This is a genomic window from Curtobacterium sp. MCLR17_034 (assembly GCF_003234485.1).
Lineage (GTDB): Bacteria > Actinomycetota > Actinomycetes > Actinomycetales > Microbacteriaceae > Curtobacterium > Curtobacterium flaccumfaciens.
Genome location: NZ_QKTH01000001.1, coordinates 174,068 through 195,086, shown reverse-complemented (window position 1 = coordinate 195,086; position 21,019 = coordinate 174,068). Strand labels below are relative to the sequence as shown.

Sequence of the window (21,019 nt, the reverse complement as noted above, 5' to 3'; positions counted from 1 at the left end):
TCCCCTCCCTTCCCACGGAGCAGCATGAACCCCATCACCTCGGACCCCCTCGACCGCGTCCGCTACCCGATCGACGAGTGGGCCCTCGTCGAGACCGAGTACACCCCCGACGAGCAGGGCGTCGCCGAGACGAACTTCGCCGTCGGCAACGGGTACCTCGGCCTGCGCGGGAACCTCGACGAAGGCCGTGGCGGCGTGCAGTACGGCACGTACATCAACGGATTCCACGAGACCTGGCCGATCCGGCACGCGGAAGACGCCTTCGGCTTCGCGAAGACCGGGCAGACGATCATCAACGCGCCGGACGCCAAGGTCATCCGCCTCTACGTCGACGACGAGCCGCTCGTGCTGGCCGAGGCCGACATCCTCCGGCACACCCGCCGGCTGGAGTTCCGCGGCGGGTACCTGTTCCGCGAGACCGAGTGGTCGACGCCGTCCGGCAAGCGGGTGCTCATCCGGGCACGTCGACTCGTGTCGTTCACCGACCGGCACCTCGCCGTCATCGACTACGAGGTCACGGTGCTCGACGCGGACGCCTCGATCCTGCTGTCCAGCCAGATCCTCAACCGCCAGGACGTGCAGGACGAGTACCACGCCGGCATGCGTGCCGCGGCGAACGCCTTCGACCCCCGCAAGGCCGAGTCGTTCACCGAGCGGGTGCTCGTGCCGAAGCTCAAGCGCAGCACCGGCGGCCGTTCGGTCCTCGGGTACCAGGCGTCCAGCTCCGGCATGACGATCTGCGTCGGCGTCGAGCACCACATCGAGACCGAGAACAGCTGGGACGAGTCCTCCTCGATCGAGGACGACCTGGCGAAGCACGTCTACCGGGTGCAGGCCCGCGCCGGTCAGCCCATCCGGCTCGTGAAGCACGTGGTCTACCACACCTCCCGCGGGGTGCCCGTGCGCGAGCTCGCCGACCGGTGCGACCGCACGCTCGACCGCGCGCACGCCGAGAACGTCGACGAGACCTTCGCGAAGCAGCGCGAGTGGCTCGACGACTACTGGGCCCGCAGCGACGTCGAGATCGCCGGTCAGCCCGCGATCCAGCAGGCCGTCCGCTGGAACCTCTTCCAGCTCGCGCAGGCCACCGCCCGCACCGACGGCCACGGCATCGCCGCGAAGGGCGTCACCGGGTCCGGCTACGGCGGCCACTACTTCTGGGACATGGAGATCTACGTCCTGCCGTTCCTGTCGTACACGGCGCCGATCGTCGCCCGGAACGCCCTGCGCTTCCGCTACAACATGCTCGACGCGGCCCGGGCTCGGGCCCGCGAGCTGAACCAGCGCGGCGCCCTGTTCCCGTGGCGGACGATCAACGGTGAAGAGTCCAGCGCGTACTACGCCGCCGGCACCGCGCAGTACCACATCGACGCCGACATCTCGCATGCGCTCATGCAGTACGTGCGGGCCTCGGGCGACCGCGAGTTCCTGAAGCGCGGCGCCATCGACGTGCTCGTGGAGACCGCCCGGCTCTGGGCCGACCTCGGGTTCTGGCGGTCCAACGGTGACAAGAAGTTCCACATCGACGGCGTCACCGGGCCGGACGAGTACACGACCGTCGTCGACGACAACCTGTACACGAACGTCATGGCGCGGGCGAACCTGTGGTTCGCCGTCAACGCCTGCCGCGAGCTCGCCGCCGACGACGCCGAAGAGTACGACCGCATGGTGCGCCGGACCGGTCTGCAGCCGGACGAGCTCGTCGAGTGGGAGCACGCCGCGGAGTCGATGGAGATCCCCTTCGACCCGCACCGCGGCATCCACCCGCAGGACGCCCAGTTCCTCGACAAGGAACTCTGGGACCTCGAGAACACCCCCGAGTCCAAGCGTCCGCTGCTCCTCCACTACCACCCGCTGGTGATCTACCGGTTCCAGGTGCTGAAGCAGGCCGACGTCGTGCTCGCACTGTTCCTGCAGGGGCACGAGTTCACGGCGGCCGAGAAGCGTCGCGACTTCGACTACTACGACGCACTCACCACCGGTGACTCGACGCTGTCCGCGGTCGTGCAGTCGATCATGGCGGCTGAGGTCGGGTACCACGACCTCGCCGACCAGTACTTCCAGACCGCGCTCTACGTCGACCTGGCGGACCTGCACGGCAACACCTCGGACGGCGTGCACATCGCGTCGACCGGTGGCATCTGGGGCGCCCTCGTCAACGGCTTCGGTGGCATGCGCGACCACGGCGGGCGGATGAGCTTCAACCCGCGGCTGCCGAAGCACTGGGACCGTCTGTCCTACCGTCTGACGGTGCGCGGATCGCGGGTCCGGGTCGACCTCGAGCAGGAAGCCATGACGCTCACGGTCGAGACCGGTTCGGGCTTCACGGTGTGGGTGCACAACCAGCAGTGGGACATCGAGGCGGGGGAGCCCACCGTGGTGCCGCTGCCGCACCACGGGCCGCGCATGTCCGGGCACGCCCCGACCACGAGCGACATCCAGGGCACGCTGCGTGCGGACGGCTCGGTCATCACCGCGTCGATCCCGACGATCTCCCTGGAGCGCGACTTCGACCTCGACGACTCGACCGGCTGACGCCAGTTCCTGCGCTGCACTGCCCTGCGCCGCAGTCGCACGTCGCCCCGGTTCCGCCTCGCGGAGCCGGGGCGACCTGTGTTCCCGGGACGTTGCCGGCGCCTCCGAACGCGTCCAGTCGGCCCGGGGCACCGTGGTCTGCCGTGCCCCTCGGGTCGATGGCGTCTCCCCGGGCACGGTTCGTGCAACGAGAGGAGACATCATGGGCAACCGGTTCGAGGGCAAGGTCGCGATCGTCACGGGCGCAGGGTCCGGCATCGGTGAGGCGACGGTGCGGGCGTTCATCGACGAGGGTGCGTCGGTCGTGCTGACCGACAGCGTCGAGGAGAAGGTCCGCGCGGTGGGTGACTCCCTACCGACGCACCGGGTCGTCGCCCTGCACGCCGACGTGGCGAGCCCGGAGGACTGGGAGACCGTCGTCTCGGCGGCGATCGACCGCTTCGACCGGCTCGACGTCCTGGTGAACAACGCCGGGACCTTCAGCTCGGGCGACATCACCGACATCAGCACGGCCGAGTGGCGCCGGGTCATCGAGACCGACCTGTCCGGTGTGTTCTACGGCACCCGGGCGGCCCTGCCGTTCCTGCGCGAGACGAAGGGGTCGATCGTCAACACGTCGTCGGTCTCCGGTGAGGACGCCGACTGGCGGATGAGCCCCTACAACGCGGCGAAGGGTGGCGTGACGAACTTCACCAAGGCCGCTGCCCTCGACAACGGGCAGTTCGGCGTGCGCGTGAACGCCGTCGCTCCGGGACTCATCTGGACCGACCTGACCCAGGAGCAGGCGGAGGACGAGGCCCTGCAGTCGAAGTTCACCGAGCGCATCGCCCTCGGCCGCGGGGGTCGCTCTGCCGAGGTCGCCGAGGCGATCCTGTTCCTGGCCAGCGACGCGGCCTCGTTCATCACGGGCGCGGTCCTGCCGGTGGACGGCGGCACGATGGCGAGCAACGGGCAGCCGCCGCAGGCCTGAGCCACCCCGGCCCGGGCGGCACCGTCAGCTGGCGACGAGCTCGACCTTGAACCGCTCGGCGTCCTCGAGGAAGGCCGCGTGGTGCTCCGGGCCACCGGCGAACGGGTGTCGGTCCTCGTACAGGCGTGCCCAGCCGTGACCGGGAGCCTCGGCCCAGAGTTGCTCCACCGTCTCGGCAGTACCGGCGTGGAACGCCAGGTGGCTGAGCCCCGGTCGGCGGCGGTCGTGATCGCCGTCCAGCGGCGCCGATTCGAGCACGACGTACAACGGGCCGAGCCGCCAGCTCCGGCCGTGGTCCCAGCGCTGGAACGGCTCGTAGCCGAGTTCGCCGAGCAGCCAGCCCCAGGACCCGACGGCGGTGTCGAGGTCGGCGGTGCGGAGCTCGACGTGGTGCAGCGTGCCGAGCGTCACAGGAGCTTCCGCAGGGTGTTCGTGTTGCGGGTCGTCGTCGTGCGCTTGAAGCGTGCGGCGCCGGCCCGCTTGGCGAACACGGTGTCGGTGCTCGACCCCTTCGGACACGACCAGTAGACGACGCCCTCCCCGCGGGTGACCTGCTCGACCGCGTCGTCGAGTTCGAGGTCCGTGACCAACGCGTCGAGCGCACCGTCGTCGGACCCGAACACGACGTAGTCGTGCCGTTCGTCGGCACGCGCGAAGGGGAACCCGTCGACCACGGCCGCGAGGGCGTCGTGCCGGACGAGCACGATCCAGGCGTCGTAGCCGAACCGGTCGCGCAGCCCCTGCTCGATCGACGTCTTCAGCTGCTCGGCGGGCACGTCGGCGGAGAACACGACGTTGCCCGAGGCGAGCACGGTGCGGACGTCGTCGAACCCGAGCTCTCGGAAGAGCTCCGCGAGTTCAGCGCTCCGGATCGTGATGCCGTTCACGTTCACCCCGCGCAGCAGCGCCACCCACCTGTCCATGTCCGGACGGTAGCGGTCCGGGCCGCTCACGTCCACGTCCGGGCCACGCCCCAGCCGGCACCCTGCGGAACGATGTCGACCACCAGGGCCTCGCCGTCGTCGTCGCTGGTGGCCTGGAACCGCCAGCCCACGGTGCGCTCGGGCGCATGGGTGATCGCGGTGGGCAGCTCGGCGCGCGTCACGGTCAGCCGGGTGGGGGTGTCGCTCACCCGCCAGCGCCGTCCGGCCCAGACGAGCCGCGTCGGCGTGCCCTCGGCCCACCACACCGTGGCGGCCGTGTCGGTGATCATCATCGGGTCTCCTCGTTCGAACGTGTGTTCGAATGGTAGGTGTCGACCTCCGACGTCGCAACTGACCGTTGCATTCAGAACACGTTCTGAATAGGCTCGATCCATGACGCTCGTCGCTCCGCCCCGATCCCGACGGTCGGTGCAGTCCTCTGACCTCTCCCGCCACGCCAAGCAGGTGTTCGCTGCCGCCGAGGAAGCCCCGCTCGAGGTCACCCGTCGCGACGGGAAGCCCCTCGTCCTCACCACGAAGGAACGATCCGACGACGACGACGCAGTGCTCGACATCGCGGCGCAGCTCATCGCCGCGGTGACGCTCAACGAGCAACTGCCACTCCACGATCGGCTGGCGATCCCGTACCCGTGGATCAAGCTCCTCAGCGCCGCAGACCAGCAGCGCTTCGCCCGGGAGATCGTCGACGTCGCCCGTGGCTCGTTCTCGCTCCGGCAGCCGCGCAGACTCCTGCTCGAGATGCAGGCGTGGCGCAACAGTGCCGAGGCGATCGCCGCGGGCTGGGGCACCGGAGAGCCGGAGATCCTCGCCGAGCCGATCCGCGTCGAGAAGCCCTGACGCGGTGGCGGGCCGGCGCGGCGGGGTCCCCCGGCCGATCCGTTCGGCGGAGTACGCGATCGTCTTCGGGACACGTGGCGCGGAACAGGGGTGGCGCGACGTGGTGGCGGTGCAGCGGAACGCAGTCGCTGCCGCGTGGGATCGGCTGACCACGGATCCGTTGACCGAGGACCTGTCCTGCCACGCCCTGCGCGGGGAACTCGGTGTGGTTCGACACTCTGGCCGGGAGTGGACGCGTCGTCAGTTCGAGCTGAAGCGCGGCGCCCGGATCTGGTTCACGGTCGACGTGGATGACCGGGTGGTGTGCATCACCGATGTGCACACCCACCACCCCAACCAGACGAAGTGACTGCGCTCGGACTCGGCAGTCGTCGTGTAGACGGGACCCATGACGAACGACGAACAGGGCCCCGACGCGCAGCACCAGGTTCCCGAGGGGGTGTCCGAGGCCACGGTCGAGGCACTCGGCAGCCTGTCCGCCGCGGTCGAGGTCATCGAGCACGCCCGCGGCCTGCTCTACGGGTTCCACCGCCTGACCGGCACCGCTGACCTGAACCTCGGTGAGGCGGTCGAGCAGCTGCGGAAGGCCGGGCACACCGAACTCGCCGAGCGCATCGACACCGAACTCGTGGGCCGCAACGTCATCGCGGGCCGCTGGACGTTCCAGATCGTCGAGGACTACGACGACGGCTACTACGCCCTCGCCAAGGAGCTCGAGCGCACGGCGCGGGACGAGCTCGTGCAGGGCCGTCGCCACCTGTTCGAGGCGGGCATGAAGGAAGACCGTCGCACCCAGGACCAGCGCCACCACGAGGCCACGCCGAGCGACCTGCCGGACTGACCACGGGCCTCCAGCCTGCGGGAGACGCCGGCGTCCTGCGGAAGACGCCCCGGAAACGTCGAGACGCCGCCGGATTCGGCGGCGTCTCGATGACACGACGGCGTCTTGCGCCAGGTCCAGCCAGACCCGGATCAGCAAGGCCCAGCCGCAAAGCCTCAGCCGACGCCGAGCAGTGCCTCCAGCGGCCCCCGCGCGAAGTACAGCAGGAAGCCCGCGGCGACGACGTAGAGCAGCCACGAGACCTCACGGCCGCGGCCGGACAGCAGCTTGATGAGCACCCAGCTGATGAAGCCGGCGCCGATGCCGTTCGCGATCGAGTACGTCAGCGGCATGACGACGATCGTCAGGAACGCCGGCAGGGCCGAGCCGAAGTCCGACCACGAGATGTCCGCGACCTGCGCGACCATGAGCGCACCGACGACGACGAGCCCGGCGGCGGCGACCTCGAGCGGGACGACCTGGGTGAGCGGCGTGAGGAACATCGACGCCAGGAACAGCAGGCCGGTGACGACCGAGGCCATGCCGGTGCGGGCGCCCTCGCCGATGCCGGAGGCCGAGTCGATGAAGACGGTGTTCGACGACACCGACGCGCCGCCACCGGCGATCGCGCCGACGCCCTCGACGACGAGCGCCGACTTCAGGCGGGGGAACGTGCCGTCCGGCTTCGCGACACCGGCGGCCTTGGCCAGACCGGTCATGGTGCCCATGGCGTCGAAGAAGTTCGTGAAGACGAGGGTGAAGACGAGCATCGACGCGGCGAGCGGGCCGATGCGGGTGAAGGCACCGAAGACGTCGGCGTGGCCGACGAGCGACAGGTCCGGCACGGCGAACAGTGCGCTCGGCAGGCCGGGGGCGTTGAGGTTCCAGCCGGTCTTCGAGTCGACCGAGGTCGGCACCTGGAAGATCGCCTGCAGGATGATCGCGATGATCGTGGTCGCGACGATGCCGATGAGCAGCGCACCCTTGACCCGGCGGGCCATGAGCGTGCCGATGATGATCAGGCCGATCAGGAACACGATGGTCGGCAGGGCGCCGACGGAGCCGTCCTCGCCGAGCTGCAGCGGCGGCGACGCGAGCCCGGAGGACCGCACGAAGCCGGAGTCGACGAGCCCGATGAACGCGATGAACAGGCCGATGCCGACCGTGATCGCGGCCTTGAGCTGTGCGGGGACGGCGGTGAAGATCATCGTCCGGATGCCGGTCAGCGCGAGGATCACGATGATCACACCGTTGATGACGACCAGGCCCATCGCCTCGGCCCAGGTGACCTGGTGCACGACGCTGACGGCGAGGAACGAGTTGATCCCGAGCCCCGCGGCGATGCCGAACGGCAGGTTCGCGATGATGCCCATCGCGATGGTCATGACGCCGGCGACGAGACCGGTCGCCGCGGCCACCTGAGCGTTCTCGAGCCATCCGCCGCTGACGTCCTTGGCGGCCTGGTCGGCGCTGAACCCGCCGAGGATGAGGGGGTTCAGGATGACGATGTACGCCATCGTCACGAACGAGACGAGGCCACCGCGGACCTCGCGGGGGATCGACGATCCGCGTTGGGTGATGGAGAAGAATCGATCGAGGCCGGTCGCGAAGCGGTTCCGGGGCGTGGTGTCGGTCTGCGGGGCGCTCACCACGAGAGTTTAAAGGACGCTGGGTTTCGGGCGTGTCACACCGGTCTCACAGGTTGCGACAGCCGGGAGGCCCGTTCCACGCGGATCGCGCACCTCGCGCTGGGCGTCTGCCCGCGTTCTCCGGCCATGGCTGGTGTTGGATGAGCGGGTGACGTCACCCATGGACCGCGCCCGTGTCGAGGCCGCCGTCCGCGAGCTGCTGCTCGCCATCGGCGAGGATCCCGACCGCCCGGAACTCACCCGCACCCCCGCCCGGGTCGCCGACTCGTACGCCGAGTTCTTCTCCGGGATCGGCACCGATGCGGTCGCCATCGCCCGGGACGGCACCGTGCACGCCGAGGACGGCGAACGCGGTCGGCTCGTCATCGTGCGGGACGTGAAGTTCCGTTCCGTCTGCGAACACCACCTGCTGCCGTTCCTCGGGGTCGCGCACCTGGCGTACGCGCCGGGCGACCGCCTCATCGGGCTCGGCACGCTGGCGCGGGTGCTCGACGCGGTGGCCTCCCGTCCGCAGCTGCAGGAGCGGCTCGGCGAACAGGTCGCCGCGACCATCGCCGAGGGGCTCGGCGCCGAGGGCGTCCTGGTGGTCCTCGACGCGCAGCACCAGTGCGTCACGACGCGTGGGGAGCGCCAGACCGGTTCGACGACCGTGACGGTGGCGGCGACCGGTTCGCTGGCCGACACCGCAGGACGGGCCGAGGCGATCGCGCTCATCGGCGCGGGGCGTGGGACCGAGGCCGGGCACGACGAGCGTGCCGGGGCGGACGCATGACGGGCCTCCTGGACGGCGCGGCCGGACCCGGCGTGGCCGGACCCGGCGTGGCCGGACCCGGCTGGGTCGTGCCGGACCTGCGCCACCCGGTCCGGACGTTCGGCCGCCGCACCATCGACTTCGACCACCGCATCGCCGTGATGGCGATCGTGAACCGCACCCCCGACTCGTTCCACGACCGCGGCGCCACCTTCGAGCTCGACCGGGCCGTCGCCGCCTCGGTCCGCGCAGCCGAACAGGGCGCCGACTGGGTCGACATCGGCGGCGTGAAGTTCGCCCCCGGTCCGGAGCTGCCCGCCTCCGACGAGATCGACCGCGTCGTGCCCGTCGTCGAGCAGCTCGCCCAGCAGTCCGACGTCGTCATCAGCGTCGACACCTTCCGCCCGGAGGTCGCCGCAGCGGCGATCGCAGCCGGGGCGACCGTCGTCAACGACACCACCGGCCTGTCCGACCCGCGGATGGCCGCCGTGGTCGCCGACTCCGACGCCACCGTCGTCATCACGCACTCGCTCGCCGAACCCCGTCGTCCGCTGCCCGCGCCGCCGCAGTACGGCGACATCGCGGGCGAGGTCGTCGCGTTCCTGCGCGAGCGCGTCGACCGGGCGCTCGCCGCGGGCATCCCCGAGTCGCGGATCATCGTCGACCCGGGCCACGACCTGCACAAGAACACCGTGCACACGCTCGAGCTCACCCGTCGGCTGCCCGAGGTCGTCGCGCTCGGCTACCCGGTCCTCGCCGCGGTGTCGAACAAGGACTTCGTCGGAGAGTCGCTCGGACGCCCCCGCGGGGAACGGCTCTCCGGATCGCTCGCCGTGGCGACCGTGAGCGCGATGCTCGGCGCCCGGATCGTCCGGATGCACGACGTCGCCGAGAGCGTCGACGCGATGCGCATGGTCGAGGCCACGCTCGGATGGCGCACCCCCGTGGAATCGAGGCACAACACGTGAACGTCCTGCCCCCGCCGATCGCAGACCTGTCCGACGACGACCTGCTCGACCTCTACACCGCCGACGCCGGGGCCCCCTGGCTCCGCGTGAACTTCGTCGCGACGCTCGACGGTTCGGCCTCGGCTGCCGGGGTGTCCGGGTCGCTCGGCGGCGACGACGACCTGCGCGTCTTCGACCTGCTCCGGCGGGTGGCCGACGTCGTGCTCGTCGCCGCCGGCACCGTCCGTGACGAGGGCTACGGGCCGATGGTCCTGCACGACGCCGACGTCGCCTGGCGTCGGGCGCACGGCAAGCCGGACCACCCCGTGTTCGCGATCGTCACCGGCTCGCTGTCGCTCGACCCGGGGTCTCGGGTGTTCACCGAGGCGCCGGTGCGCCCGATCGTCCTGACGTCGGAGACGGCGGCTGCGTCGTCGAAGGCCCAGGCGCTCGCCGAGGTCGCCGACGTCGTGCCCTGCAGCGCGGACGACGAGCCGGACTCGGTGGACGTCGGGCGGATCCGAGGCGTGTTGGCCGACCGTGGCCTCGGGACGATCCACTGCGAGGGCGGGCCGTCGTTCCTCGGAGCACTCATCGCCGCGGACGCCGTCGACGAGCTGACCCTGACGATCGACCCGTCCCTCGAGGGCGGGGAGGGGCCGCGCATCGCCCGCGGCTCGTCACCCGAGCTCCGGCGGATGCGACCGGCGCACGTGCTGCTCGGCGCCGGCGGCGTGCTGCTCACCCGCTACGTCCGGGCGCGCTGACACCGGTCGCGCGCGGACCGCGGGACCGCGGGACCGCGGACCGCGGGACGGTCGGGCCCGTGGGCTAGGGTCGGGCGCGTGATCGACATCGTGGCGTCCGGGGTCCTCTTCGACATGGACGGGACCCTCGTCGACTCGACCGCGGTGGTCGAGGCGACCTGGACCCGGTTCGGCCACGCGAACGGCATCGACCCCGACGAGATCCTCGCGTTCTCGCACGGGCGGCAGGCGATCGACACCCTGCGGCGCTTCCTCCCCGATCTGCCCCTGGCCGAGCAGCAGCGGATTGCGGCCGAGCTCGTCGCCGAGGAGACCGCGAGCACCGAGGGCATCCTCGAGATCCCCGGCGCCGTCGCCTTCGTGCAGCGGCTCGTCGAACTCGGCGTCCCGGTGGCCCTCGTGACGAGTGCCCCGCGTGACCTCGCCGCGGGCCGGATGGCCGCCGCAGGGTTCGCCGTGCCCGAGGCCTTCGTGCCCTCGGAGGACGTCGAGCACGGCAAGCCCCACCCCGACGGCTACCTGCGCGGAGCTGCCCTGCTCGGCGTCGACCCGACCGACTGCGTGGCGTTCGAGGACGCCCCGGCCGGGCTGGAGTCCGCCATCGCCTCCGGCGCAACCACGGTCGTCGTCGGTCCGCTCGAGCACCCGGTGACGGCCGGCCTGCACCGAGTGCACGGGTACGACGGCCTGACCGTCGAGCGTGACGGCGACGCCTTCCGCATCCGCGGCTGAGCGCGGCGCCCGTCCTCCCCGGCTGGCGGTCTGCCGTCGGTCAGGACACCCCGCCCTGTCCGCGCCGAGTGGTCAGGAACCGTCGGCTGCGCCGCCGCCAGCCGACGCTTCGTGACCGCCCGGCGGACGTGAGCGGTGGGTTGCGACCGGCGGAACGGCGGCCTGGAGGCCCGTGGCGGGCTCGCACCGTGCCTCCAGGCCGACTGCGGGCGCGTCCACGGCGCCTCGGCGGCCGGTCAGGACACCCCGCCCGGCCTGCGCCGAGTGGTCAGGAACCGTCGGATGCGCCGCCGCCAGCCGACGCTTCGCGACCGCCCGGCGGACGTGAGCGGGGGGGGGGTACGACCGGCCGACCGGACCCCGAGCCGCCCCTGGAGGCCTGCCCAGCCGACCCCGACGACCCTCGGGTGTGCGGCCGGAACGACCGGGCCGCGGAAGGAGCGATCATGGCAACCCTCGACGGCAAGAAGGTCCTCGTCATCACGACGAACTACGGCGTGGAGCAGGACGAGATCGTCGTCCCCACCGAGCAGCTGCGTGAGCGCGGTGCCTCGGTGACCGTGGCGGCGAAGGAGACCGGCACGATCCAGACCCTGGTCGGCGACAAGGACCCGGGGCAGACGCTCGAGCCGGACACCACCATCGCCGGTGTCGACGCGAAGGACTTCGACGCCCTCGTGATCCCCGGCGGCACGATCAACGCCGACACGCTGCGCCAGGAGTCCCGCGCGGCGACGCTCGTGCAGGCCTTCGCCGAGGCGAGCAAGCCGGTCGCGGCGATCTGCCACGGCCCGTGGACCCTCGTCGAGGCGGGCGTGCTGTCCGGCAAGACCGTCACCTCGTTCCCGTCGCTGCAGACGGACCTGCGCAACGCCGGTGCCGAGTGGGTCGACCAGGAGGTCCAGGTCGACGGCGGCTTCATCACCTCCCGCACCCCGGACGACCTGCCGGCGTTCGTCGACGCGATCGAGAGCGCCCTCACCGCCTGAGCGCTGTGCCGCAGGGCGTCTCGCCGCCCGGCGACCGCATCAGCCGAGCGCCACGGGGCGGGCCGTGCGGAGCACCGCCGGACCGAGGGTGAGCACACCGTCGGACTCCGGATCGCACCGCACGCCGCCCCGGCCGCGCATCGCACGGAATGCCCCGGGGGCCACCTCGTGGTCCATCCAGGCGCAGGGGTTCGCCGCCCGGAAGCCACGGAACCGGACGGCACGACCGAGGGTGCCGCCGCCGTCGTCACCGGGAAGCACACTCTCCAGCGAGAACGGCTCGCCCCGCAGCGCCTCGACGTCGGCACCGCGGAGGAACACGTTCCGCCGGGTCGCAGCGGGGTCGACGGTGGCACCGATCGCCGTGCCGACGGCTTCGAGCCCCTCCAGGCCGATCACCGTGACCGAGGCGTGCACGTGCGCCCGGGCCGCGAAGTACCGGTCACCGACGATGCCCAGCCCGGACCGGAGCTCGATCCGGCCGCGTGACTCGTCCGGATCGTCCGCGCCCACCGGCAGCGCGCCGTCGGCCGGGCGTCCCTCGTACCGGTGCCGCGGCGAGACGAGCAGCAGCGCGACCTCGACCTCGGTCCGGAACGGCAGGTCGTCGAGACCGGCCACGTCGTCTGCGGAAGTCACCCGGTCAACGCTAGCCGGGCCTCCCGGCCGTGCGCTGCTCCGTCCGATTCCCGCCAGTCGAGGTCGGCGGCGCATGTCAGGCTGAGTCCATGACCACCCCGGACACCGACGTACAGCCGGACGCGCTGCACGCCGAACGACACCGCGCCGTCGCCTCGCGCGACGCGCGCTTCGACGGCCAGTTCGTCACCGCCGTGCACTCCACCGGCATCTACTGCCGGCCCAGCTGCCCGGCCCGCACGCCGAGGGTCTCGGGCGTCACCTTCTACCGCACGAGTGCAGCAGCGCACCTGGCCGGCTTCCGCGCCTGCAAGCGCTGCCTGCCCGAGGCGACCCCCGGCAGCCCCGAGTGGGACCTGCGCGAGGACGTCGCCGGCCGGGCGATGCGACTCGTCCTCGACGGTGTCGTCGAGCGCGACGGCGTCCCCGGGCTCGCCGCGCGCGTGGGCTACTCGGAGCGGCAGCTCAACCGCATCATGACGGCCGAGCTGGGCGCCGGGCCGAAGGCGCTCAGCCGGGCGCACCGGGCGCAGACCGCGCGGACCCTGCTCACCTCGTCCGACCTGCCCGTCGCCGACGTCGCGTTCGCCGCGGGGTTCGCCAGCGTCCGACAGTTCAACGACACCGTGCGCGAGGTCTTCGCCGTCACCCCGACGGAGCTCCGCGCACGGCGGTCCGGGCGAGGCGACGGTGCCACGGACGGCGGCGACGGGGCACTGCACGTGCACCTGCCGGCCCGGGCACCCTTCGACGCGCAGGGCCTGCTCGACTGGCACGCGCTGCACGCCCTGCCGGGCACGGAGCAGGTGGACACCGACCCCACGGGCCGGGTCACGTCGTACGGGCGGCTGGTCGGCCTGCCTGGAGGCCCGGGCTGGTTCAGCGCGGCGGCCGCCGTCCCCGACGCGGCCGGGCGGGGCACCGGCATCGACCTGCGCGTGCGGGTGACCGACCTCTCCGACCTGCCGGCACTCGTGGCGCGTGTCCGCGCACTGTTCGACCTTGACGCCGACCCGGTCGCCGTCGATGCGGTCCTCGGAGCCGTGCCCGAGCTCGCCGGACCCGTCGCACGGGTGCCCGGTCTCCGACTCCCCGGCGCGGTGGACGCGCACGAGATCGTGTTCCGCACCCTGATCGGGCAGCAGGTCTCGGTGGCCGCGGCGCGCACCGCGCAGACCCGGCTCGTGGCCGCACTCGGAGCGACGGTGCCGGACGCCATCCGGGCCGGCGGGCTGCTGTTCCCGTCAGCGGCGGTGATCGCCGAATGCGGGCACGAGGTCCTGCGTGGCCCGGCCGCCCGCGTCGACACGATCCTGCGGGTGGCCGCCGCGCTCGCCGACGGGTCCCTGGTGGTGGACGGTGGGCAGTCCCTCGGCGACCTGCGCGACGGACTCCTCGCGGTGAAGGGCATCGGGCCGTGGACCGCCGACTACGTCGCGCTGCGGGTCCGGCACCACCCCGACATCTTCCTCCACAGCGACCTCGCCGTGCGGAACGGTGCACAGGAACTCGGGCTGCCCGGAACGGCGCGTGAGCTCTCCCTATGGTCGGAGCAGGTGGCCCCATGGCGGAGCTACCTCACGATGCACTGCTGGCGACCGATCATCGACCGCGCGATGACCGCGACCGCCGGCGCCCGTGCAGCCCGTGCCCCCGAGGACCCCCGGAAGGACGACCGATGACCGACGCAACCATCCAGACCCTGGACACCCCCGACGGGCCGTTCACCGTGCTCGAGGACGCCGAGGGCAGGGTCCTCGCCTCCGGGTGGACCGACTCCGTCGAGCGGATCCTCGCCCGCCTGGCCGATCGCCACCGCCCCGACCGCGTGCTCGACGGCGTGGTCGCCTCGGCCGAGGCCGTGGACGCCTTCTACTCGGGCGAGGTCGAGCACGCCATGCAGGTACCGGTCCGGCAGTTCGGCACCGAGCTCTTCACCGAGGGGTGGCGCCAGCTCCGCCGGATCCCCGCCGGCGGCACCCTGACCTACACCGGGTTCGCGGCGGCGATGGGCCGGCCCGACGCCGTGCGGGCGGCGGCGAGCGTGTGCGCCCGGAACGCCCCGGCGCTCTTCGTCCCGTGCCACCGGGTGTTGCGCTCGGACGGCACGCTCGGCGGCTTCGCGTGGGGGCTTGACGTCAAGCGGTCCCTGCTCGAACGCGAGTCGGTCGGCACCACGGCACTCGTCTGACTTGTACAAAACGCTCTAGAATGTACAGGTGAGCGAAGTGTCGATCTCCGAAGCCCGTGGCCGCCTGGCGTCGATCATCGATGACGCCCGGCACGAACCCGTCTACCTGACCCGGCGCAACAAGCGCGTCGCGGCCGTGGTCGACGCGGCCGTCCTCGACCGGTTGCTCGAGGCGGCGGAGGACCTGGACGACCTGAAGGCGGTGGAAGAGGCCCGACTCGAGAACGAGCGCATCGGCGGCGAGAACGTCAAGTGGGAGGACCTCAGGCGCGAACTCGGTCTGGGATGACCTACGACATCGAGTTCGAGCCGAGTGCGGGGCGTGCCATCCGCAAACTGCCGCCACATGCCCGACGACTCGTCGAAGGGGTTCTCGCGATCCTGGCTGACGAGCCACGTCCACCCGCGGCTCGTCGACTCGTCAACAGCCCGGAATGGCGTGTCCGGGTCGGTGACTACCGCGTGATCTACCTGATCGACGACGGGCGGCTCGTGGTCGTCGTCGTGCGCGCCGGGCACCGGCGCGAGGTCTACCGGGGTCGCTGAGACGTCAGGCGATCGCGCCGCGCAGGCTGTCCACGTGCAGTTCGACGAGCGCCAGGACCCGCTCGGGCGCCCGTGCCGCGGGATCCCACGTGTGCTCGACCGCCAGCCCGTCGATCAGCGCGTGCAGCCGGTCGGCCTCGTCGGTCAGGTCGCGACCGTCGCCGAAGCCGCCGTCCTCGCGCAGGATCTCCAGCGCCCGGGTGCACACCCGGCGGACCCCGTCGTTCAGGCGTCGGGCACTCGCAGCCAGGTGGTCGTCGGTGCGCGCGAGCACGCCGAGCTGTACCTGCGCCAGGATCTCGGTCGTGCGCTCGGCATCGAGCGGCAGCACCTGGGCGAGGACGTCCAGTGCGAGCGCACGACCCGTCGAACGCAGAGCGGCGAGCCGAGCGGTGACCCGTTCCTCGATGATCGTCAGGCAGTGCTCGCGCAGGGCGTCCTGCGTGGGGAACACGCGGCGGAGTGATGCCGGAGCGATGCCGGCCTCGTCCGCGACGTTCCGCACCGATAGTGCGCTCAGGCCGTCCCGCTCCAGGATCCGCAGGCAGGCCGCGGCCACCAGGGATCCCCGTTCCTCGAGGTCGACACGGCGGGGCACCGGGTCAGCCTACGGCTGGCTCGATGCTCCGGCCGGGTCCGCGGCTGCGGTGGTGACTCGGCGCGGCCAGATCGTGTAACTGATCGCCCACAGCAGTTCGATGCCCAGGATCACCCCGAGCAGTGCGACCGTGCCCTGCAGCTCGTCCGTGCGCTCCGGGTCGCCGACGACGAGGACGAGCGCACCGATGATCCCGCCGGCGATCAGCACGGCGAGCCCGGTCCGCAGCACGTCGCCCCAGCACCGGGCCGTGTACCGCCGTCCACTCAGGCGTTCCGGTGCGGGACCCCCGGCGAACCGGTGCGTGAACCGGACGTCCGCCCACGCGATCATCCGGTGCCCGTACGCGACCGAGAAGCCGATGTAGATCGCCGCGAGTCCGTGGTGCCACGACGCGGTTCCGCCACCGAGCAGGTCGACCGCGACGACCGCGAGCAGCACGAGGTCGATCACGGGTGCCGCGACGAGCATCGCCGCACCCGTGCGCGGCCGTCGCAGCAGGTACCGGGTGGTCAGGCCGCCGAGGATCGCGACCCAGAAGGCGATCTCGCAGGCGACGATGGCGATGAGTGTCATGGTTCCCCGTGGCGGTGGCGGTGGCGGTGGCGGTGTTCGTTTGAGTACAGGTGTACTCAAACAGCATGGCACGGCGACCCCCACGGTGTCGAGCGTCCGGGTTCTGCCCCTGGAAGCGGGGGGAGACACGGACTCCCACGCCTGCGACACTCGGAGGACCGGTAATCCGCACGGTCCCCTCCGAGGCCCGACGCATCGCCGTCGACAGCTCGCAAAGGACCCCATGCTCCCTCCAGTCGACCGAACGGTCGTCTCCTCCGACGGCACCACCATCGCCGTCTCCGAGGCAGGGGACGGGCCGGCGGTCGTCGTCGTGGGCGGTGCCTTCGACCACCGGGGGACCCCGTACCTCGACCGTGTGGTCGCCGAGCTCGGCTCGACCCACCGCGTGGTGACCTACGACCGCCGTGGCCGTGGTGCCAGCGGTGACTCCGCGACGTGGGCGATCGAGCGCGAGGTCGACGACCTGCGCGCCGTCGTCGAGAGCATCGGCGCACCGACCACCGCCGTCGGCATCTGCGTCGGCGCCGGCGTCGTCCTGCACGGGCTCGCCACCGGACTGCCCGTCGACGGTGCAGTCCTGTGGGAACCGCCGTACCGCGCCTCGGTCGACCCCCACGCCGACGACGTCGTGTTCGCCGACCTGCTCGATGAACACGTCGGCGCCGGCCGCCGGGCCCAGGCCGTCCGCGGGTTCCTGACCCAGGTGCTCGGGGTCCCGATGGGCCAGGTCACGGCACTGCGGCTCAAGGGGTCGCTCTGGCGCTCCCTGGTCGTCGACGCCCACGTGCTCAGCCGCGAGGTCCGTGTGCTGAACGGCCTCGCCGTGCCCGAGCGGGTCGCTGCCGCCGTGGGGGTGCCGGTGCTCGTCGGCGCCGGTGGCGACGGACTCGAGTGGATGCGTCGTGCGGCCCGCGCCCTCGTCGACGCGGTGCCCGGTTCGGAGTACGCCGAGGTGCCCGGGCAGGGACACGTCCCCGCCCCGGCGGCCCTCGGAGCCCTGATCGACCGCGTCCGGAGCCGGATCGTCTCGCCCAGCAGCTGACTGCGAGAGGATGGGCGGGTGAACGCACCCCGCCTCGGTCTCCTGCTCGACGTCGACGGGCCCATCGCCAGCCCGGTCTCCCGCACCATCGCGATCCCGAGCATCGTCGCGGACCTCGTCGCGCTCGCCGCCGAGGGCATCCCGATCGTCTTCAACACCGGGCGCAGCGACGCGTTCATCCGCTCCGAGGTCGTCGGCCCGTTGCTCGCCGGTGGCCTCGCCGAGGGCGGGCGGGTCCACGCCGTCTGCGAGAAGGGCGCCGTGTGGTGCTCGATCGGTCCGCAGTACGACGGCGGCATGGGCGAACTGACGGTCGCCGAGGACCTCGCGCTGCCGCGGGACTACGCCGACGAGATGCGCGAGCTGGTCCGCGACGAGTACGCCGACCTGGTGTTCTTCGACGAGACGAAGCGCGCCATGGTGTCGATCGAGCAGCGCGTCGAGGTGCCGAACGCCACCTACCTGGCCCGCCAGCCGGAGTTCGACGCGAAGGCCATGGCCGCACTCGAGCGTCGCGGGCTCGGTGTCCGCCGACTCGACGACGTCCGGCCCGATGCCGACGGCGCCGTGCAGTGGCGCATCGACCCGACGATCATCTCGACTGACGTCGAGTCCGACCGCAGCGGCAAGGACCTGGGTGCCGAACGCTCGCTCGAGCTCCTCGGGCAGGACGGCGAGCTCCCGGTCACCTGGCGCACCGTGGGGGACTCCCGCAGCGACTACGCCATGGCGGACTGGCTGCACGCCCACGGCCACGAGGTTGCGCACGTCGACGTCCGTCCCGCCGACGGGGTGCCGGCCACGCCGTACCCGGTGCTCACCGCGCCCGACGGCGTGATCCACGACGAGGCCGGAGCCCGGTTCCTGGCGGACTGGCGCGCCGGACGCTGACGCGAGCACACCCGCATCCCGCTGACGCGGCCACAACCGCGCCCCGCTGACGCAACCGCAGCCCTGGACGCACCCGTCGGCCGGCCGAGCGCTGCGCGCCGGACCGCCACCGCGCCTCCCGGCCGTCACCGGACCGGCCCACCGTCCGGCCGGACGCTTTGCGTGACACAGTGGTACACCAGTACCCTTCCGAGGTCCGCCGCCAGCCGATGACGGGATCCACCCCATGGCAACGAAGCTCCGCATCAAGTCGATCGAGGCCTCCCTGGCCGACTCCGAGGAGCAGGGCAGGTCCCTGAAACGCTCCCTGAAGACGTTCGACATCGCCGCGATGGGGATCGCGGTCGCCGTCGGCGCCGGCATCTTCTCGGTCGGCGCGAACGCCGCCGCGAACTTCGCCGGGCCCGGCGTCATCATCTCCTTCCTGCTCGCCGCCGTCACCTGCGGCCTGGCGATCATGTGCTACGCCGAGTTCGCGTCGACGATCCCCGTCGCCGGCTCCGCGTACACGTTCACCTACGCCACGATGGGTGAGCTGCTCGCCTGGATCGTGGGCTGGGACCTCATCCTCGAGACCCTCACGGCCAGCGCCGTGATCGCGAAGTACTGGGGCATCTACCTCAGCGAAGCGTTCAAGGTGTTCGGCGTCGACCTGCCCAGCACGATCCAGCTCGGTCCGATCCCGTTCACCTGGGGGCCGGTGCTCATCGTCGGGATCTTCACGGTGCTCCTCGCCTTCGGCACCCGCCTGTCGTCGCGGGTGTCGGCGGTCATCACGGTCATCAAGGTCGCGATCGTCGTGTTCGTCATCGTCGCCGGTGCGTTCTTCGTCAAGGCCGCGAACTTCACCCCGTTCATCCCGCCGGCCGAGCCCGCCAAGGGTGCCGAGGGCAGCGTCTGGACGCAGTCCCTCGTGTCGTGGTTCACCGGTGCGGAGCCCGCCCAGTACGGCGTCTTCGGCCTGCTCGCCGCGGCGTCCCTGGTGTTCTTCGCCTTCATCGGGTTCGACGTCGTCGCCACCAGTGCCGAGGAGACCGAGAACCCGCAGAAGACGCTGCCCCGCGGCATCTTCATCGGCCTCGGCATCGTGACCCTGCTCTACGTCGGCGTCAGCATCGTCATCACCGGCATGGTCTCGTACCAGCGCCTGGCCGAGGAGGACACACCGTCCCTGGCGTCGGCGTTCAACATCGTCGGACTGCCGTGGGCCGCCGGCATCATCGCAATCGGCTCCCTGATCGGGCTGACCACCGTCGTCATGGTGCTGCTGCTCGGGCTGTCCCGCATCGTCTTCTCGATGAGCCGCGACGGCCTGCTGCCCCGCTGGTTCTCGAAGACCAACCCGAAGACGCAGACCCCGGTGCGCGTGCAGGTCGTCGCCGGTGTCGTCGTGGCGCTGCTGGCAGGGTTCACGGCGGTCGACAAGCTCGAGGGCATGATCAACATCGGCACGCTGTCCGCGTTCGTCCTGGTGTCGATCGGCATCGTCGTGCTGCGTCGTTCGCGCCCCGACGCCCCGCGGGCCTTCCGGGTGCCGTGGTCGCCCGTGCTGCCGATCATCTCGGCGGTGCTGTGCTTCTGGCTGATGCTGAACCTCGAGGTCGAGACCTGGCTCCGGTTCGTCGTCTGGCTGGCCATCGGCTTCGTCATCTACTTCGGCTACAGCCGTCGCCACAGCCGCGTCGGCCAGCGCATGCAGTAGGGCGCTCCGCGGGTCGGCCTGGCCCGCAAAACACCGGTGTTCGCACGTTGCACACCCGCAGACCGCGGCGCGACGTGTGGACACCGGTGTTTTGCATCCACCGCCCGCCCGCCGCCGCCACTACGCGCCGACGAGCAGCAGCACGCCGAACGCGAGCATCACGACGGCGACCAGCCCGTCGAACACCCGCCAGGTCAGCGGCTTCTCGAACAGCGGCCGCAGCAGCCGTCCGCCGAACCCGAGCGCACCGAACCACAGGCAGCTCGCCGTGACGGCACCGATCGTCCAGAGCCACCGGTCGTCCGCACCCTGCTGGTTCGCCACCGACCCGAGGAACACCAGCGTGTCCAGGTAGACGTGCGGGTTCGCCCACGTGAAGACGAGCATGGTCAGCACGGCCGTCCGCATGGTCACCCCCTGGCCGGGAGGCGCGGTGCGCGTCCGCCCCGCCGCCACCGTCCCGCCGGTGGTCGCGCCGACCCCCGCGCTCGCGCCGGCGCCCACCACTCCGTCGTCGGCGGCCTCGTCGGCCACCCGCATCGCGTCCCCCGAGGGCCGCAGCGCACGCCGCGCCGCGAGCACCCCGTACGTGAGCAGGAACGCGGCACCCACGAACCGGACCACCAGGAGCGCCACGGGGAACCGTTCGACCACGGCGCCGACCCCGAGCACCCCGGCGACGATGAGCAGCGCATCCGAAACGGCGCACACCACGACGGCAGCGGCCACCACCCGGAGCCCGGCGCTGACCGCGAGCCGGAGCAGGTACGTGTTCTGCACACCGATCGCGACGATCAGTGCGAGGCCGGTGCCGAGGCCGGAGAGCAGGGGCAGGAGCGAGGTCACGATCCGACGCTAGGGCCGGGCGTCGGTGTAGTACAGCTCACTTT

The 21,019-nt window shown here is 71.7% G+C and carries 25 protein-coding genes; 17 read left to right on the top strand and 8 right to left on the bottom strand.

Features of this window, described 5'->3' with window-relative positions:
* Positions 1 to 24: 24 nt before the first annotated feature.
* Positions 25 to 2,535 (top strand): glycoside hydrolase family 65 protein, encoded by a 2,511-nt coding sequence (locus DEI98_RS00955; protein ID WP_111099608.1) that lies wholly within the window; start codon positions 25 to 27, stop codon positions 2,533 to 2,535.
* Between the two features lie 202 nt (positions 2,536 to 2,737).
* Positions 2,738 to 3,505: an SDR family NAD(P)-dependent oxidoreductase gene (locus DEI98_RS00950; RefSeq protein WP_111099607.1), complete on the top strand. Its 768-nt coding sequence runs from the start codon at positions 2,738 to 2,740 to the stop codon at positions 3,503 to 3,505.
* A 24-nt stretch (positions 3,506 to 3,529) separates the two neighbouring features.
* Here the strand turns inward: DEI98_RS00950 and DEI98_RS00945 are convergent, their stop codons facing one another.
* Genes DEI98_RS00945 through DEI98_RS00935 form a run of 3 tightly spaced genes read right to left on the bottom strand, consistent with a single transcriptional unit; the run spans position 3,530 to position 4,718 of the window.
* Positions 3,530 to 3,916 (bottom strand): VOC family protein, encoded by a 387-nt coding sequence (locus DEI98_RS00945; RefSeq protein ID WP_111099606.1) that lies wholly within the window; start codon positions 3,914 to 3,916, stop codon positions 3,530 to 3,532.
* Entirely contained in the window at positions 3,913 to 4,428 is a 516-nt protein-coding gene (locus DEI98_RS00940; protein WP_111099790.1) for a DUF1697 domain-containing protein, read from the bottom strand. Before DEI98_RS00940 ends, DEI98_RS00945 begins: the two co-directional genes overlap by 4 nt.
* Positions 4,429 to 4,454: 26 nt before the next feature.
* Entirely contained in the window at positions 4,455 to 4,718 is a 264-nt protein-coding gene (locus DEI98_RS00935) for a hypothetical protein (protein WP_244993283.1), read from the bottom strand.
* A 103-nt stretch (positions 4,719 to 4,821) separates the two neighbouring features.
* On the opposite strand from DEI98_RS00935, the gene DEI98_RS00930 reads away from it, so the two are divergent.
* From DEI98_RS00930 to DEI98_RS00920, 3 genes are read left to right on the top strand one after another with little or no spacing between them, the layout of a single operon-like run.
* Positions 4,822 to 5,286: a prevent-host-death protein gene (locus DEI98_RS00930; RefSeq protein ID WP_111099605.1), complete on the top strand. Its 465-nt coding sequence runs from the start codon at positions 4,822 to 4,824 to the stop codon at positions 5,284 to 5,286.
* Positions 5,287 to 5,290: 4 nt separating this feature from the next.
* A complete protein-coding gene (locus DEI98_RS00925; RefSeq protein ID WP_111099604.1) occupies positions 5,291 to 5,635 on the top strand; it encodes a hypothetical protein in 345 nt (114 codons plus the stop codon).
* Between the two features lie 39 nt (positions 5,636 to 5,674).
* Positions 5,675 to 6,127 (top strand): hypothetical protein, encoded by a 453-nt coding sequence (locus DEI98_RS00920; protein WP_110863258.1) that lies wholly within the window; start codon positions 5,675 to 5,677, stop codon positions 6,125 to 6,127.
* Positions 6,128 to 6,282: 155 nt separating this feature from the next.
* Here DEI98_RS00920 and DEI98_RS00915 read toward each other — a convergent pair whose 3' ends face one another.
* On the bottom strand, positions 6,283 to 7,758 hold the full coding sequence (locus DEI98_RS00915) for an NCS2 family permease (protein ID WP_027466783.1): 1,476 nt from the start codon (positions 7,756 to 7,758) through the stop codon (positions 6,283 to 6,285).
* 157 nt (positions 7,759 to 7,915) lie between these two features.
* On the opposite strand from DEI98_RS00915, the gene folE reads away from it, so the two are divergent.
* From folE to DEI98_RS00890, 5 genes are all read left to right on the top strand, one after another.
* Complete coding sequence (folE, locus tag DEI98_RS00910; RefSeq protein ID WP_110863256.1) at positions 7,916 to 8,527, top strand: GTP cyclohydrolase I; 612 nt, start codon at positions 7,916 to 7,918, stop codon at positions 8,525 to 8,527.
* Positions 8,524 to 9,474 (top strand): dihydropteroate synthase, encoded by a 951-nt coding sequence (gene folP, locus DEI98_RS00905; protein WP_258370695.1) that lies wholly within the window; start codon positions 8,524 to 8,526, stop codon positions 9,472 to 9,474. The genes folE and folP overlap by 4 nt, the downstream gene beginning before the upstream one ends.
* Positions 9,471 to 10,220, top strand: a complete 750-nt coding sequence (locus tag DEI98_RS00900; protein ID WP_258370694.1) for a pyrimidine reductase family protein — start codon at positions 9,471 to 9,473, stop codon at positions 10,218 to 10,220. Before folP ends, DEI98_RS00900 begins: the two co-directional genes overlap by 4 nt.
* A 78-nt stretch (positions 10,221 to 10,298) precedes the next feature.
* Positions 10,299 to 10,952, top strand: coding sequence for an HAD-IA family hydrolase (locus tag DEI98_RS00895; protein ID WP_111028938.1), 654 nt, complete (start codon positions 10,299 to 10,301; stop codon positions 10,950 to 10,952).
* Between the two features lie 446 nt (positions 10,953 to 11,398).
* Positions 11,399 to 11,941, top strand: a complete 543-nt coding sequence (locus tag DEI98_RS00890) for a type 1 glutamine amidotransferase domain-containing protein (protein WP_027466778.1) — start codon at positions 11,399 to 11,401, stop codon at positions 11,939 to 11,941.
* 39 nt (positions 11,942 to 11,980) lie between these two features.
* Here DEI98_RS00890 and DEI98_RS00885 read toward each other — a convergent pair whose 3' ends face one another.
* Entirely contained in the window at positions 11,981 to 12,580 is a 600-nt protein-coding gene (locus DEI98_RS00885) for a molybdenum cofactor biosysynthesis protein (protein WP_258370693.1), read from the bottom strand.
* 89 nt (positions 12,581 to 12,669) lie between these two features.
* Between DEI98_RS00885 and DEI98_RS00880 the strand changes: the two genes are divergently transcribed.
* Genes DEI98_RS00880 through DEI98_RS00865 form a run of 4 tightly spaced genes read left to right on the top strand, consistent with a single transcriptional unit; the run spans position 12,670 to position 15,317 of the window.
* Positions 12,670 to 14,262 (top strand): AlkA N-terminal domain-containing protein, encoded by a 1,593-nt coding sequence (locus DEI98_RS00880; protein ID WP_111099601.1) that lies wholly within the window; start codon positions 12,670 to 12,672, stop codon positions 14,260 to 14,262.
* Positions 14,259 to 14,771, top strand: coding sequence for a methylated-DNA--[protein]-cysteine S-methyltransferase (locus DEI98_RS00875; protein ID WP_071245560.1), 513 nt, complete (start codon positions 14,259 to 14,261; stop codon positions 14,769 to 14,771). The genes DEI98_RS00880 and DEI98_RS00875 overlap by 4 nt, the downstream gene beginning before the upstream one ends.
* A gap of 28 nt (positions 14,772 to 14,799) precedes the next feature.
* Positions 14,800 to 15,060 (top strand): type II toxin-antitoxin system prevent-host-death family antitoxin, encoded by a 261-nt coding sequence (locus DEI98_RS00870; protein ID WP_071250100.1) that lies wholly within the window; start codon positions 14,800 to 14,802, stop codon positions 15,058 to 15,060.
* On the top strand, positions 15,057 to 15,317 hold the full coding sequence (locus DEI98_RS00865; protein ID WP_071250103.1) for a type II toxin-antitoxin system RelE/ParE family toxin: 261 nt from the start codon (positions 15,057 to 15,059) through the stop codon (positions 15,315 to 15,317). Before DEI98_RS00870 ends, DEI98_RS00865 begins: the two co-directional genes overlap by 4 nt.
* Positions 15,318 to 15,321: 4 nt before the next feature.
* On the opposite strand, the gene DEI98_RS00860 is transcribed toward DEI98_RS00865, so the two are convergent.
* Positions 15,322 to 15,915 (bottom strand): TetR/AcrR family transcriptional regulator, encoded by a 594-nt coding sequence (locus tag DEI98_RS00860; RefSeq protein ID WP_110863250.1) that lies wholly within the window; start codon positions 15,913 to 15,915, stop codon positions 15,322 to 15,324.
* Positions 15,916 to 15,924: 9 nt separating this feature from the next.
* Positions 15,925 to 16,491 (bottom strand): hypothetical protein, encoded by a 567-nt coding sequence (locus DEI98_RS00855; RefSeq protein WP_111099600.1) that lies wholly within the window; start codon positions 16,489 to 16,491, stop codon positions 15,925 to 15,927.
* 223 nt (positions 16,492 to 16,714) lie between these two features.
* Here DEI98_RS00855 and DEI98_RS00850 point away from each other — a divergent pair, with 223 nt between their 5' ends.
* From DEI98_RS00850 to DEI98_RS00840, 3 genes are all read left to right on the top strand, one after another.
* Positions 16,715 to 17,536 carry an alpha/beta fold hydrolase gene (locus DEI98_RS00850; RefSeq protein WP_110863248.1) on the top strand — a complete coding sequence of 274 codons (822 nt, stop codon included), beginning with the start codon at positions 16,715 to 16,717 and terminating at the stop codon, positions 17,534 to 17,536.
* 18 nt (positions 17,537 to 17,554) lie between these two features.
* Positions 17,555 to 18,427, top strand: coding sequence for a hypothetical protein (locus DEI98_RS00845; protein WP_110859458.1), 873 nt, complete (start codon positions 17,555 to 17,557; stop codon positions 18,425 to 18,427).
* A 226-nt stretch (positions 18,428 to 18,653) separates the two neighbouring features.
* Positions 18,654 to 20,129, top strand: coding sequence for an APC family permease (locus DEI98_RS00840; RefSeq protein ID WP_110863247.1), 1,476 nt, complete (start codon positions 18,654 to 18,656; stop codon positions 20,127 to 20,129).
* A gap of 120 nt (positions 20,130 to 20,249) precedes the next feature.
* Here DEI98_RS00840 and DEI98_RS00835 read toward each other — a convergent pair whose 3' ends face one another.
* On the bottom strand, positions 20,250 to 20,975 hold the full coding sequence (locus DEI98_RS00835) for a LysE/ArgO family amino acid transporter (RefSeq protein WP_220037045.1): 726 nt from the start codon (positions 20,973 to 20,975) through the stop codon (positions 20,250 to 20,252).
* Between the last annotated feature and the right edge of the window lie 44 nt (positions 20,976 to 21,019).